Annotated in this window: 12 protein-coding genes; 2 read left to right on the forward strand and 10 right to left on the reverse strand. The window is 64.8% G+C overall.

Going from position 1 to position 12993, the window contains the following annotated elements; all coding sequences use genetic code 11:
• Positions 1-5 precede the first annotated feature (5 nt).
• Together MPPM_RS25190 and MPPM_RS25195 are read right to left on the reverse strand one after the other, a co-directional pair.
• On the reverse strand, positions 6-533 hold the full coding sequence (locus MPPM_RS25190; protein WP_173807954.1) for a SixA phosphatase family protein: 528 nt from the start codon (positions 531-533) through the stop codon (positions 6-8).
• On the reverse strand, positions 533-1513 hold the full coding sequence (locus tag MPPM_RS25195; protein WP_096488029.1) for an aldo/keto reductase: 981 nt from the start codon (positions 1511-1513) through the stop codon (positions 533-535). Before MPPM_RS25195 ends, MPPM_RS25190 begins: the two co-directional genes overlap by 1 nt.
• Before the next feature lie 203 nt (positions 1514-1716).
• On the opposite strand from MPPM_RS25195, the gene MPPM_RS25200 reads away from it, so the two are divergent.
• Positions 1717-2697: a catalase family peroxidase gene (locus tag MPPM_RS25200; protein ID WP_096487417.1), complete on the forward strand. Its 981-nt coding sequence runs from the start codon at positions 1717-1719 to the stop codon at positions 2695-2697.
• A 21-nt stretch (positions 2698-2718) separates the two neighbouring features.
• Here MPPM_RS25200 and MPPM_RS25205 read toward each other — a convergent pair whose 3' ends face one another.
• The 5 genes from MPPM_RS25205 to MPPM_RS25215 all read right to left on the reverse strand — a co-directional run bounded on the left by MPPM_RS25205 (position 2719) and on the right by MPPM_RS25215 (position 7638).
• A complete protein-coding gene (locus MPPM_RS25205) occupies positions 2719-3570 on the reverse strand; it encodes an AAA family ATPase (RefSeq protein ID WP_096487418.1) in 852 nt (283 codons plus the stop codon).
• A 208-nt stretch (positions 3571-3778) separates the two neighbouring features.
• Positions 3779-5230, reverse strand: a complete 1452-nt coding sequence (locus tag MPPM_RS28275) for a hypothetical protein (protein ID WP_157914291.1) — start codon at positions 5228-5230, stop codon at positions 3779-3781.
• On the reverse strand, positions 5214-5585 hold the full coding sequence (locus tag MPPM_RS28280) for a hypothetical protein (RefSeq protein ID WP_157914293.1): 372 nt from the start codon (positions 5583-5585) through the stop codon (positions 5214-5216). The genes MPPM_RS28275 and MPPM_RS28280 overlap by 17 nt, the downstream gene beginning before the upstream one ends.
• A 151-nt stretch (positions 5586-5736) precedes the next feature.
• The gene (locus MPPM_RS25210) at positions 5737-6390 is read right to left on the reverse strand and encodes a glycoside hydrolase family 25 domain-containing protein (protein ID WP_096487419.1); all 654 of its coding nucleotides are present in this window, start codon (positions 6388-6390) and stop codon (positions 5737-5739) included.
• A 24-nt stretch (positions 6391-6414) separates the two neighbouring features.
• Positions 6415-7638, reverse strand: a complete 1224-nt coding sequence (locus tag MPPM_RS25215; protein ID WP_096487420.1) for an ATPase — start codon at positions 7636-7638, stop codon at positions 6415-6417.
• A 299-nt stretch (positions 7639-7937) separates the two neighbouring features.
• Here MPPM_RS25215 and MPPM_RS25220 point away from each other — a divergent pair, with 299 nt between their 5' ends.
• Positions 7938-9842 (forward strand): cation:proton antiporter domain-containing protein, encoded by a 1905-nt coding sequence (locus MPPM_RS25220; protein WP_096487421.1) that lies wholly within the window; start codon positions 7938-7940, stop codon positions 9840-9842.
• A gap of 29 nt (positions 9843-9871) precedes the next feature.
• On the opposite strand, the gene MPPM_RS25225 is transcribed toward MPPM_RS25220, so the two are convergent.
• The 3 genes from MPPM_RS25225 to mraY form a co-directional block, all read right to left on the reverse strand.
• Positions 9872-10420, reverse strand: coding sequence for an acyl-CoA thioesterase (locus MPPM_RS25225; protein WP_096487422.1), 549 nt, complete (start codon positions 10418-10420; stop codon positions 9872-9874).
• 66 nt (positions 10421-10486) lie between these two features.
• Complete coding sequence (murD, locus tag MPPM_RS25230) at positions 10487-11863, reverse strand: UDP-N-acetylmuramoyl-L-alanine--D-glutamate ligase (RefSeq protein WP_096487423.1); 1377 nt, start codon at positions 11861-11863, stop codon at positions 10487-10489.
• 25 nt (positions 11864-11888) lie between these two features.
• Complete coding sequence (mraY, locus tag MPPM_RS25235; RefSeq protein ID WP_017483463.1) at positions 11889-12971, reverse strand: phospho-N-acetylmuramoyl-pentapeptide-transferase; 1083 nt, start codon at positions 12969-12971, stop codon at positions 11889-11891.
• Positions 12972-12993: the final 22 nt, after the last annotated feature.

A 12993-nucleotide genomic window follows, 5' to 3' on the forward strand; every position in this document is an offset into this window, starting at 1 on the left:
ACCCGTCAATCGTCGTCCATCTCCGCCGCGAGCTGACGCGGTCGCACGTACCGCACGAGACGCCCGGCGCCGGCAGCGATGTCCTCCCAGCGCTCCGCGTCGAACTCCAGCACGGCGAGCGCCGCCGTTGGAAACTTCTCGCGAAGATCGCGCTGCAAGTCCTTCGGCCCCTCTCCGGCGAGCCGCAGGGCGAGATCGCCGAGGCCGGGGTTGTGGCCGATCACGAGCAGGCTCCGCGCCTCGGCCGGCGCGGAGCGGATCGCATCGAGGATGCGGCCGGCCGGCGCCTCGTAGATCGAGGGCACCGTTTCCATGGGCGTCCCGGGCATCTCCGCACGCACCGCCTCCCAGGTCTCCTGCGTGCGGCGGGCCGGCGAGACCATGACATGGTCGGGCGTCAGTGCCTCGCGGGCGATATAGGCGCCCATCAGCGGTGCGGCCTCGCGGCCGCGGGTATTGAGCGGGCGGTCGATGTCGCCCACGCCCTGCGGGTAGGCGGATTTGGCGTGGCGCAGGAGCAGCAGGCGGCGCATCACTGGAACCCGACCACGGGGTGCGGAACGTAGGGGGCTTCGAGCCGCGCAATCTCGTCCGGCGTCAGCTTCAGGTCGAGGGCCGCCGCCGCATCGTCGAGATGCTGCGGCTTCGACGCGCCGATGATCGGAGCCGCGACGCCCGGCTTCTGGATCACCCAGGCGAGCGCGACCTGCGCCCGCGGCACGCCGCGGTTCTCCGCCACCTCTGCGACCGCCTCGACCACCTTGCGGTCGGCCCCGACCGTGGCGTCGTAGAGGTTCTTTCCGACGAGATCGCTCTCCTGCCGGGCGCTCCCTGTGTCGAAATCGCGGGTGAGCCGGCCGCGGGCGAGCGGGCTCCAGGGCAGAAGCGGGACGCCCTGGTCGGCACAGAGCGGGATCATCTCGCGCTCCTCCTCGCGGTGGAGAAGGTTGAGATGGTTCTGCATGGTCGAAAACCGCGTCCAGCCGTTCAGGTCGGCGGTGTAGAGCGCCTTAGAGAATTGCCACGCGAACATGGAGGAGGCGCCGATGTAGCGCGCCTTGCCCGCCTTCACGACGTCGTGGAGCGCCTCCAGCGTCACCTCGATCGGCGTGGCGTAGTCCCAGCGGTGGATCTGGTAGAGATCGACGTAGTCGGTGCCGAGGCGCTTGAGCGAGGCGTCGATCGCGGAAAAGATCGCCTTGCGCGAGAGGCCGCCGGCATTGGGCTGGCTCTTGAGCGGATAGTACACCTTGGTCGCCAGCACGATGCTGTCGCGATCCGCGTAATCCTTGAGCGCGCGCCCGACGATCTCCTCCGAGGTGCCGTCGGAATAGTAGTTCGCGGTGTCGAAGAAGTTGATCCCGAGGTCGAGTGCCCGCTTGATCAGTGGGCGGCTCTCCTCCTCCCGCATCGTCCACGGATGCGGTCCCCGCTCCGGAACGCCGTAGGTCATGCAGCCGAGGCAGAGGGGCGAGATATCGAGGCCGCTGCGGCCGAGTTTTTTTGTCTGCATGGGGTGCATCACGCGGGTGGACGACGCGCCCTTACATGGGGCGTTGCCGCCGATCGTCACCGCAGGATCGACCGCTTCGCTCCTCCAGAGATCGAACACCCAATGACGCCTCCGTGACGGACACCGCGCTTGCAAAAAGATTGTGCACAACTCATGAAAGGGAGCGTTCCGCTCGGCGCGATTCGAAATCGAGAGAGTGTCCCATGATCCGGCTCCCCATGCTCCTCGGTTGCACCACCGCGCTGGCGTGTCTCCTCGGCCCGGCCGCGGCCGAGGAGGCCGATCCGGCCGCTATCGTCGCCGGGCTTTTCGCCGCCGGCGGCAACCATACCGGCGTGCGCGCCAGTGGCGCCAAGGGCGTCTGCCTCACGGGTGAGTTCACCCCCGCATCCGGTGCCGCCGCCCTCTCCAAGGCGCCCCACTTCCAGAAGGCGGTGCCGGTGACGGCCCGCTTCTCCATGGGCGGCAGCAACCCGAAGGTCTCGGACAAGGCCAAGCCCGTCACCCGCGGCTTCGCGATGCGGATGAGCGACCCGTCCGGCGACATGGTGTTCGTGGTGATCTCCGCCCCCGTCTTCTCGACGCGCACGCCGGAGCAGCTTCTGGCCTCCCTCCAGGCCCGTGCGCCGGGGCCGGACGGCAAGCCCGATGCCGAGAAGGTCAAGGCCTTCGCGGCGGCGAATCCGGAGACCACGCGGCAGGCCGCCTGGCTCAACGCCCGGCCGGTGCCGGCGAGCTTTGCGGGCGTCGATTACTGGGGCGTCCACGCCTACACGCTCACGAACGCGAAGGGCGAGGCGACGACGGCAAGGCTGAAATTCGTGGCCGCCGACAAGGCCGGCCTCAGTGACGACGAGCTGAAGGCTAAGCCCGACAGCTTCTATGCCGACGAATTGAAGGAGCGTCTGGGCCGCGGGCCGGCCCGGTTCGACCTCGTCGCCATCCGGGCCGAGCCGGGCGATTCGACGACCGACCCGACCGTCCAGTGGCCGGAGGAGCAGCGGAAGACCGAGACGCTCGGCACCCTCGCGATCACGGCGATCGAGCCCGATGCCACCTGCGACGCGCGCACCTTCGATCCGGTGGCGGAACTGCCGGAGGGCATCGCCGGCCCGGGCGACGACCCGATGTTCGCGATCCGCTCCCCGGCCTACGCGGTCTCGCTCTCGCGCCGGACGAATTGACCGTCCACGGACGGGGGCGGCTCAGCCGCCCCTGCCCTCCCGGCGCATCATGAAGGCGAGCTTCTCGAACAGGCCGACATCCTGCTCGTTCTTCAGGAGCGCGCCGTGCAGCGGCGGGATCAGCCTGCGGCCGTCGCGCTCGCGCAGGGTCTCGGGCGAGACGTCCTCGGAGACGAGGAGCTTGAGCCAGTCGAGCAATTCCGAGGTCGAGGGCTTCTTCTTGAGACCCGGCACCTCGCGGGTCTCCAGGAAGACGCGCAAAGCCTCCTCGACCAGACGGTGCTTGATGCCCGGATAATGCACCTCGACGATGCGTTGCAGCGTCTCGGCGTCGGGGAACTTGATGTAGTGGAAGAAGCAGCGGCGCAGGAAGGCGTCCGGCAGTTCCTTCTCGTTGTTCGAGGTGATGATGACGATGGGGCGGTTTTCCGCCCGGATCGTCTCACCGGTCTCGTAGACGTGGAACTCCATCCGGTCGAGTTCGGTCAGCAGGTCGTTGGGAAACTCGATGTCGGCCTTGTCGATCTCGTCGATCAGCAGCACCGGCCGTTGCGGGGCGGTGAACGCCTCCCACAGCTTGCCGCGGCGGATGTAGTTGGCGATGTCCGACACGCGCGGGTCGCCGAGCTGCGAGTCGCGCAGCCGCGAGACCGCATCGTACTCGTAGAGGCCCTGCTGCGCCTTGGTCGTCGACTTGATGTTCCAGGTCAGCAGCGGCGCGCTCAAGCCCCGGGCGATCTCCTCCGCCAGCACCGTCTTGCCGGTGCCGGGCTCGCCCTTCACTAGGAGTGGGCGCTCCAGCACGATCGCGGCGTTGACCGCCGTGGTGAGGTCGGGCGGCGCGACGTAGGACTCGGTTCCGGTGAAGCGCATGGGGCCTCGCGTCGAAGAAAGCTGACCTCGACTAACCCGGCTATGTCGGCGTGTGCAAGGCGGCCACGGGAGCTTAGATTACCGACGCATAATGAAGAAAATGATAGAGAATATGGGATTTGGATGTTCAGTCGCCTGCATTTGTCTTCCTGCCCATATACTTGTTTGCCAGTGTAATGCAAATCGACCGACAGGATATGTCGGCTATCTATAGATTTCGGCGATATTCAAATATTTTTACTCTCCTAAACAGTAGGCGCCCGGGGCCTTTAGTGTCAGTCCACTCATTCATTCTAATACAAAATACACAGTAATCAGCTTCGTTAATTTCCTCGAAGTCAAAGTCAATCGAGCAGGTGATCCAATTTGACGTATCGGTCAAGATTGGTCTGTGCATCAACATAATGTGAGAAATTTCCGCATTTGGGTCTGGTTTATTTTTGATAATGTGGCGGGATCGTTTGATGAGATTTGCTGTGATTTGGCGGCTGTTTTTGAAATCATCGTAGAGCATGGAGTATCCTCTAATACCTTCCCATGCATTGTCAAACTCGTCCTTAGTTTTTAAATGCAAAGGTAAAAGTGAAAATACAATGTTCTCATTGTGGTGGGAAGAAATTTTATATTCAAAATCTACGCGACCCTTCAGAAAAGGGATATATTTGTTGACACCGACTTTGCCATTGCCTTTGGAACTGATTGCAAAGACCCTATACCCCTCGCTTCTGTCGATTTCAGCCACCTCCGGTAGGCCTGGCACGTTCGGCTTTATTGTGATCCAAGATTGAAATTCGACAGATTCTTTGTTGCTGTCGTAAAAAATATGATAATCGTACCCATTTTCTTTGGGTTTATATGGATCGAATGAGCTATTGATAAACAGCGGCCTGTCTGAAATGTCGCTGTTTATCTGTTTGGGTGCGTGGATCTCTGGTATAACGGCAGAGCTGCCATACTTAGCTCTTATTTTCCTTGCGACGAGATCTCCGATATCACGAATGCTCAGATAGGCCCCCTTGCTTGCGGATCCTGTTTTAAGGACTTCGATAAGATTTTCAGAGAGCATTGTAAACGCATTGCCGTCAGGCGTAAGCGCTGGTTCATTTCGAGATGCAGCGACCAGCAATGCTGTTCCTAATTCGGGAAAATTAGAAAAAGTCTGATTTTCGATATGAATCGATAGATCTTGACTCATGAACTCAGATACGGCAGCTCCTGCGAAACAACAATCGAGTATTAAATAAATCCGCTTTCCAGGAGCGTTAAGCTTAAGAGTTTCCGCAAGGTCGCGAACCTTAAGTCCAGTAAAGTGCCGACGATTGCGATCTGTCTTCTTAACGCTCAAATAGTACTGCCGGTCTGAAAGGAAATCACCATGTCCTACGTAATATATTATAATGGAATTACATTCGCTTGGCATATTTCTGATAAAATCAGTTATCCGCTCGTCTTGCTCGTCTATCTTTAGAGGACTTGCAAATAAATTTAATACTTGACTGGATTCAATTCTGGGTCCGCTCGGAAATGTAGTCATATATTCATAAAATGCACCCGCAGAATTTTTAAATGCTTGTTTCGAAAAGGAAGGAGGGAGAAATTCGAATATATCCGAGCCAATAATGATGAGTGAAAAGTTGCCTCTATTATTGGGGGCGATCATCGGACAGTCCCTGCAAGTATTTTACAACTGCTGCAATATCAATGTTCTTCGCTGGATCGCCAACCGCAATCACCGTGCCGTTTTTGTGATTGATCGTCACTCGGCTGCCGCTCTTTGCGATGAAATCGTGTATGCCTTTCGCTATGGCTATGGCAGCGGGTGTTCCAAATAAGATAGCAAGAGTGGCGCCAAAATCTTGCGTATCGGTCCGATCCTTGATGATGTCGATACCAATTTGTTTATCGAGACCATGCCTGACGGCGATTTGATTTATAAATTCACGTAGTTCGGATGCGTCTTGACTACTCGTGGCGTTGGAATTTCCCAACTCAACGGAAATTTGATGTTGATCCATGTCAGCGAATCCAGAATCGCGGATATGAATAATCCCGCGCTCACAAAGGAGCACAAAAAGTTTTCTGTGTAAACGTTATCTTGTGCAGCTTTTCCGTGTTGGCGACGAGCAAAACAGCAATTATGAATTTTTTACATTTGTGCGTTTGCGTTCATAGTGTCTTCCCGTCGTGCCACACGCAGTTGGTGGCCAGGATACCGAGGTTCACGTCCGACTTCTGCGGCTGCGGCAGGGTCTTGCCGTCCATGGCGAGGTCGATCTTGATCTCGACCTGCCCCTTCGACTCGTTCGAGCGGCGGGAGAAGTAGCAGTATTGCTGGAACGGCCGCTCCTCGTTGGCCTTGAAGTTCCAGCCGGTCACGATCTGCCCGTCGAGATAGGGCACCTGCTTGAACACCGTGAAGGTGGTGTTCACCGGGGCCTGGGAAGCCGGTGCGGCGTCGGTGCCGAGCTGCGCCTTGGTCGGCGTCGGCACGGCATTGGCCTTCTGCGTCGGCAGGGCCTCGATCTTCAGGGTGTTGTCGGTGAGCGTGACCTCGCCCTTGGTCTTGAGCGTCACGTCGGCGAGCGCCGTCTGCATCGCGCTGGCGATCTTCTCCGCCGCCGAGTCGAACTGGTTCATGTAGGCGTAGCCGTAGCAGGCGGCGCCGATGCCGATCCCGGCCAGCGCCGAGAAGGCGCCGGCCCCGATCGCCCGCAGAAGGAAGGCGCGGGCGAAGTGCATCCGCGCCTCCGCCCGCAGGCGGCCGTTGACGTGCTGCGCGAGCACGATGTTCTCGTGCGTGCCCTCGGTGTGGATGCTCATGGCCGGGCGCTCGACTCGAAAAACTTACGCCGTCACGCCGGTCGGGGCGGTGCCGGAGGTGTTGGCGGGGGGCGGGGGCGGCGGCACCACCGGCGCGGTCCGCCGCTCCAGCGGGATCACCGAGGCGTCGCGCGCGACCGGTCTCGGCTGGGCCAGCGCCATCTCCTGGCGCACGCCCTCGGCGATGGAGGCGAGCAGATAGGGCGTCGCTTCCGGGTTCACGGCGGCGCCGAGGTCGTCCTCGTCCATGAAGGTCTTGCGCACCGAGACGGCCGAGAGCGCCAGGATTGTCGAGGCGAAGGCGGCGCAGAGCGCCGGCACGAACACGAAGATGCGCAGGAAGGCGTGGACCTGCGCGTCGCTCACGTCGATCGGATCGACGCCGTAGACCATGGCGGTGAAGGAGTGCAGCTGCGAGCGGTTGACCGAGTTGCGGTAGGCCTGCTCGGCATCGGCCACCTTGCGGTCGGCCGCACCCCGGTCGAGGAGACCGCGTGCCTTGCGCGCCTCCTCCAGCTCCTTGACGATGGCGCTGCGGTCGGTGCCCGCCTTGGCCACCGCGGCGTTGAGGGTCGCGGTGCGCGGGTCGGTCACGCATTTGAGGTTCGAGTAGCGCATGCCGCGGCTGTTGGTGCCGTAGACCCGCTCGCAGCGCTGGGCCGGCAGCCCGGCGAGCTGCGAGGCATTCTCGGCCGAGCGCTTCTCGATCTGCTCCAGCTCGTTCGTGTACTGCTCGACGCGGGCATTGGCGGCGGCGATGCGGGTGTCGATGCTGTCGCGGTCGGCCTGCGCGTCCTTGAGCGCGGTCTTGGCCTTGGCGGCGTCCATCAGGCGAGGATGGAACATCATCTCGCCGAGCTGCGACACCGACTTGGTGGTCACGCCCGCGGCGAACACGATGCCGATGATGGCCAAGCCTTTCACGAACCACGAGCGCTGCGTGCGCGCCAGGATCCCGAGCGGCACGCGGCACAGCTCCACCGCGGCGTAGACCAGCGGCGCGAGCAGCATGAAGTAGAACGCCCGGTCGTCGCCGTCGCTGTAATAGCCCGCGAACAGCCACGCCCCGGCGAGCGAGGCGCCGATCACCATGAACTCGACGAGATAGGCGATGGCGACGTAGCCCCACTTGATGCGGTAGCCGCGCTCGATATCGCGCTGGTGCTTCCAGCGCTGCTGGTCGAGCACCCATTCGCGCCGCTCGCGCTGCACGTCCCGGATCGGAGGCTGTCTGCGGAAGAAATTCATGCGCTTCTTGGACTGCTGCGGGCCTCCGGAGGCGGCGGACCCACCACCTCCTAACATCGCGTTACCCGAGCGTAAGCGCGTATTGTGCCGAAGTTGTGCCGGCCGCAGCGATGAGCGGTGGATGGCAGTCGGTATCGATTGCCGCCCTCAGACAATGAAACCGGAGCGGGAAAGCTGCTGCATCGGCCGAAAACCGGTTGCCGTGTGGCGGGCCCACCCCCCATGATGGCGATCACGTCCGCGGCATCGAAGCTGCAGGACGCCTCTTCCCTCGACCGAAGCGTCAGCGCAGCGTCCCGATGACCGACCCCGTGCAGGCCGGAACCCAGATCGCCGCGCAGGCGGGCGCGCATGCGGGCGGCTACCGGGAGGCGATCCTCTTTCTCGTCACCGCCGGCATCGTCGTGCCGCTGTTCCACCGCCTGCGGATCAGCCCGGTGCTCGGCTTTCTCGGTGCGGGCGCGTTGCTCGGTCCGTTCGGACTCGGGCGGTTCGCCGACGCGCATCCCTGGCTTGCTCCCTTCACCATCGGCAACCGCTCTGAGATCGCGCATCTCGCCGAGTTCGGCGTCATCTTCCTGATGTTCATGATCGGGATCGAGCTGTCCTGGGAGCGCCTGCGGGTGCTGCGCCGGCTCGTCTTCGGCCTCGGCGCGATCCAGGTGGCGGCGTCCGCGGCCGTCATCGCCGGGATCCTCGTCGTGCTGGATCAGCCGGTGGCCGGGGCGGTTCTGGTCGGGCTGGCGCTGGCCCTCTCCTCCACGGCAGTCGTGCTGCCGGTGCTCGCCGAGCAGAAGCGGCTCGGCACGCCGGCCGGGCGCACCAGCTTCGCGATCCTGTTGTTCCAGGATCTGGCGGTCGCCCCGATCCTGTTCGCCATCGCCGTGCTCGGCCGGAAGGACGGCGGCGATCTCGGCGGCGCGCTCGCCCTCGCGCTCGGTCAGGCGGTAATTGCCCTGGTGGTGATCGTGGTGGCCGGCCGCGTGGCTCTGCGCCCGCTCTTCCAACTCGTGGCGCGCACCCGCTCGCCGGAATTGTTCATGGCCGCTTGCCTGCTCGTCATCGTGGCGACGGCGCTGGTGGCGGCCGGCAGCGGCCTGTCGATGACGCTCGGCGCCTTCGTCGCCGGCCTGCTTCTCGCCGAGACCGAGTATCGCCGGGCGATCGAGGCGACGATCGACCCGTTCAAGGGCCTGCTGCTCGGCGTGTTCTTCGTCTCGGTCGGCATGAACCTCGACCCGGCCCAGCTCGTCGCCGCGCCGGGCGCGATTCTCGGCCTGTCGCTCGGGCTGCTTCTGATCAAGGGCGCCGTGGTGCTGGCGGGCGGGCGTATCATGGGGATCCCGGGCCCGGTGGCGCTGGAGACGGCGCTTCTGCTTGGTCCGGGCGGCGAGTTCGCCTTCGTGCTGATCGGCGGCGCCATGATCGCGGGCCTCGTTCCGGAGCCGGTGGGCGGCGCCGCCCTCATCGTCACCACCGTGACCATGATCGCGATTCCGGGCCTTGCGTCCCTCGGCCGCCGGATCGGACGGCGGGTGCCGAAGGAAGGGCTTGGCCGGGCGCGGGCCGAGCCGGTGCCGGACCCGCAGCAGAACCGGGTGATCGTCGCGGGCTACGGCCGGGTCGGCCGGCTCGTCGGCGAGATGCTCAAGCGCCACGCCATTGCCTACATCGCCCTCGACTCGGACCCCGTCCGGGTCGCCGAGCAGCGCCGGCTCGGCAGCCCGGTCTATTTCGGCGATTCGGCCAACACCGAGATGCTGCGCCGCTGCGACATCGCCACGGCCCGCGCCCTCGTGGTCACCCTCGACAATCCCCGCGCGGTGGAGGCGGTGGTTCAGGCGGCCCGCGCCGAGCGGCCGGATCTGACCATCGTCGCCCGCGCCCGCGACGCGCGCCACGCGACGCAGCTCTACGAGATGGGTGTCGACGACGCGGTGCCGGAGACGATCGAGGCCTCGCTGCAGCTCTCGGAGGCGGTGCTGGTCGATGTCGGCGTGCCGATGGGCCACGTCATCGCCTCGATCCACGAGCGACGCGACGAGTTCCGCACCATGCTGAAGCGCAAGGAGGCGGAGACGCGGCCCGTCTTCCGCGCGCGCCGCACGGTCGGCAAGACGCGTCCGGCCGAGCGCGAGAGCGCCGCCGACCACAAAGCCAGCGAGGCGCCGGTCGAGGCGCGGCCGATCGGGAAGAGCGCCTGACCGCGCCGATCGTCGGGAGAGCGGGATGCTCAGTCCGAGGCGGTAGCCCGGCGCAGGGTGTCTCCGGCGGACAGGAAGGCCTCGACCTCCGGCGTCGCTTGCGGGCTGTGCGCCACGACGCCGATCGCTTCCATCAGACGATGCACGGGGACGAAGCTTCGCCGCTTCCGGTCGTACAGGCCCGCCTGAACCAGCGCGATCGCGGCGATCGTGTCGGTCTTCGCGGCGATCAGGCGATGTTCCATGACGACACGGGTGGCGTCCCAGTGCAGCAGCCGTGTTTCCAGATCGAAGGCCTGGAAGGGACGGAGCTCCCGGCGGAAGCGGATCTGTCCGGCACTGACGACCGGGGTCCAGCCGTTCCGCAGCACGGGGCGCCACAATCCGGATCGAATCATCAGGTCGGTCCGGCCGAGATCCATCAGGGTCCAGTACCGGCCGTTATTGAGGTGCAGCGAGGTGTCGAGGTCGTGCGGCCAGACGCGGAACCTCAGGGACGAGTGGGCGAAGGGCAGGTCAATCCTCGGTCGCCGCCATGCGGTGGCGATCAACCAGAGGAGGCGGAGCCAGAGGTTCATGAATCACGACGGTGGTGGGCCGGACAGGATCCGGCACCTCCCCCGGCGGCCGCGCTTTGTCCAGTGCTAAACCGCGTTTTCGTCGGACAGGGCGGAGACCAGATCGCGAAACCGGTCGCCGCGGACCTCGAAGTTCGGGAACTGGTCGTAGGAGGCGCAGGCCGGCGACAGCAGCACCACCGGCGCCTCCGTGCCGGACGTGCGGGCGGCGTCCGCGGCGGCGGCGGTCGCGGCTTCCAGCGTGCCGCATTGGGTGAAGGGGACGCGTCCCTCCAGCGTCGCGGCGAAGGCGTCGCTCGATGCGCCGATCAGATAGGCGTGGGTGACGCGGTCGAAGAGCGGCGCGAGCGGTTCGATGCCGCCCTCCTTCGCCTTGCCCCCGACGATCCAGTGGATGTCGCGGAAGGCGAGCAGCGCCTTCTCGGTGGAATCGGCGTTGGTCGCCTTGGAATCGTTGACGAACAGCGTCGGGCCGATCCGGCGCAGGGGCTCCATCCGGTGCGCGAGCCCCGGAAAGCTGTTCAGGCCGGCGGCGATCTCCTCGCGGGAGAGGCCGAGCCGGATCGCGGCGACGACGGCCGCGGCGGCGTTCTGGAGGTTGTGGTCGCCGAGCAGGGATGGGATGCCCGAGATCTCCGCGATCACGGCGCCGTCGGAATCGCGCACCCTGCCGGCGGCGCAGACATAGTCGCCCGCCGCGTCGCCGTGGCCCTCGACATGGAGGCGGATGCGTTCGCCCGTGCGGCGCCCGGCGATGGCGGCGCAATAGGCATCGTCGACGCCGATGACCGCGAGATCCGCACCCGCCACCAGCCGCTCCTTGATCGCGGCATAGTTCTCCATGGTGCCGTGACGGTCGAGATGGTCCGGCGTCAGGTTGAGCAGGATGCCGACGCCGGGTTTCAGCGACGGGGTCAGGTCGATCTGGAACGAGGACAGCTCGACCACGTGGACGCGGTTCGCCGCCGGCGGCTCCAGCGACAGGATTGCGGTGCCGATATTGCCGCCCATCTGCACGTCGCGGCCGGCATGGCGCAGCAGATGGGCGGTGAGCGCGGTGGTGGTGGACTTGCCGTTGGTGCCGGTGATCGCCACGAACGGCGCCCCCGGCGCCAGCGCCGCGCGCTCGCGGCAGAAGATCTCGATGTCGCCGATGATCGGGATGCCGGCCCCCCGCGCCAATCCGACCGTCCAGTGCGGCTCGGGATGAGTCAGCGGCACGCCGGGCGCCAGAACCAGGGCGGTGAAGCCCGACCAATCGGCCTCGTTGAGATCCGTGACGGTGATGCCCTGCTCGCGGGCGCGGTCGCGGCTGCCCGCGTTGTCGTCCCAGGCCAGCACGTCCGCGCCGCCGGCGAGCAGCGAGCGGACGGTGGCGAGACCGGAGCCGCCGAGGCCGAACAGGGCGACCTTCCGGCCGGCGAAGGTGGTGGCTGGCGTCATGGTTCGTCCCTCGCGCTCCCGGCGCTCAGCGCAGCTTCAGCGTGGCGAGCCCGACCAGCGCAAGGATGACGGCGATGATCCAGAAGCGGATCACGACCTGCGGCTCCTTCCAGCCCTTCTGTTCGAAGTGGTGGTGGATCGGCGCCATGCGGAAGACGCGCTTGCCCGTGAGCTTGAACGACAGGACCTGGATGATCACCGACATGATCTCGAGCACGAACAGGCCGCCGACGATGGCGAGCACGATCTCGTGCTTGGCCGCCACCGCGATCGAGCCGAGCAGGCCGCCGAGCGCGAGCGAGCCGGTGTCGCCCATGAAGATCTGCGCCGGCGGTGCGTTGAACCAGAGGAAGCCGAGACCCGCCCCGATCACCGCACCGCAGACCACGGCGAGCTCGCCGGTGTCGCGGACATAGTTCACCTGCAGGTAGCTGGCGTAGATGACGTTGCCGACGAGGTAGGCGATCACGCCGAAGGTGGCGCAGGCGATCATGACGGGCACGATGGCGAGCCCGTCGAGGCCGTCGGTGATGTTCACCGCGTTTCCCGCGCCCACGATCACGAAGGCGGCGAATGGCACCCAGAACCAGCCGAGATTCAGCAGCGCATCCTTGAAGACGGGGAAGGCGAGCTGGTTCTGCAGGGCGGGCGGCGAGTAGATCGAGATCATCAGGCAAGCCGCGCCGGCGATCGCAAACTCGAGCAGGAGGCGGAAGCGGCCGGAAAAGCCCTTGTGCGACTGCTTCGTCACCTTGAGGTAGTCGTCATAGAAGCCGATCGCGCCGAAGCCGAGGGTCACGGCCAGCGTCACCCAGACGTAGTGGTTGTGCGGGTTGGTCCAGAGCAGGATCGAGACCACGGCGCCGGCCAGGATCATCAGGCCGCCCATGGTCGGGGTGCCGCGCTTGGTCAGGTGGGTCGCCGGGCCGTCCTCGCGGATCGGCTGGCCCTTGCCCTGGCGCAGGCGCAGCAGCGAGATGATCCAGGGGCCGAACCAGAACACGAAGAAGCCCGCCGTGAACAGCGCGCCGCCGGTGCGGAAGGTGATGTAGCGGAACACGTTGAGGGGCGTGAGCGTGCCGCTCAGTTCCGACAGCAGATAGAGCATGCGTTCGTCCGCCCGCGGCAGG

Origin of the sequence: Methylorubrum populi (assembly GCF_002355515.1) — a bacterium.
GTDB lineage: Bacteria > Pseudomonadota > Alphaproteobacteria > Rhizobiales > Beijerinckiaceae > Methylobacterium > Methylobacterium populi_A.

Bases quoted from the DNA above. Each gene is read 5' to 3' on its own strand.
- MPPM_RS25190 (WP_173807954.1), bottom strand. From the start codon at position 533: ATGCGCCGCCTGCTGCTCCTGCGCCACGCCAAATCCGCCTACCCGCAG.
- murD (WP_096487423.1), bottom strand. From the start codon at position 11,863: ATGACGCCAGCCACCACCTTCGCCGGCCGGAAGGTCGCCCTGTTCGGC.
- MPPM_RS25205 (WP_096487418.1), bottom strand. From the start codon at position 3,570: ATGCGCTTCACCGGAACCGAGTCCTACGTCGCGCCGCCCGACCTCACC.
- MPPM_RS25195 (WP_096488029.1), bottom strand. From the start codon at position 1,513: ATGCAGACAAAAAAACTCGGCCGCAGCGGCCTCGATATCTCGCCCCTC.
- MPPM_RS25225 (WP_096487422.1), bottom strand. From the start codon at position 10,420: ATGAACCTCTGGCTCCGCCTCCTCTGGTTGATCGCCACCGCATGGCGG.
- mraY (WP_017483463.1), bottom strand. From the start codon at position 12,971: ATGCTCTATCTGCTGTCGGAACTGAGCGGCACGCTCACGCCCCTCAAC.
- MPPM_RS25210 (WP_096487419.1), bottom strand. From the start codon at position 6,390: ATGAGCATCCACACCGAGGGCACGCACGAGAACATCGTGCTCGCGCAG.
- MPPM_RS25215 (WP_096487420.1), bottom strand. From the start codon at position 7,638: ATGAATTTCTTCCGCAGACAGCCTCCGATCCGGGACGTGCAGCGCGAG.
- MPPM_RS28280 (WP_157914293.1), bottom strand. From the start codon at position 5,585: ATGGATCAACATCAAATTTCCGTTGAGTTGGGAAATTCCAACGCCACG.
- MPPM_RS25220 (WP_096487421.1), top strand. From the start codon at position 7,938: ATGACCGACCCCGTGCAGGCCGGAACCCAGATCGCCGCGCAGGCGGGC.
- MPPM_RS25200 (WP_096487417.1), top strand. From the start codon at position 1,717: ATGATCCGGCTCCCCATGCTCCTCGGTTGCACCACCGCGCTGGCGTGT.
- MPPM_RS28275 (WP_157914291.1), bottom strand. From the start codon at position 5,230: ATGATCGCCCCCAATAATAGAGGCAACTTTTCACTCATCATTATTGGC.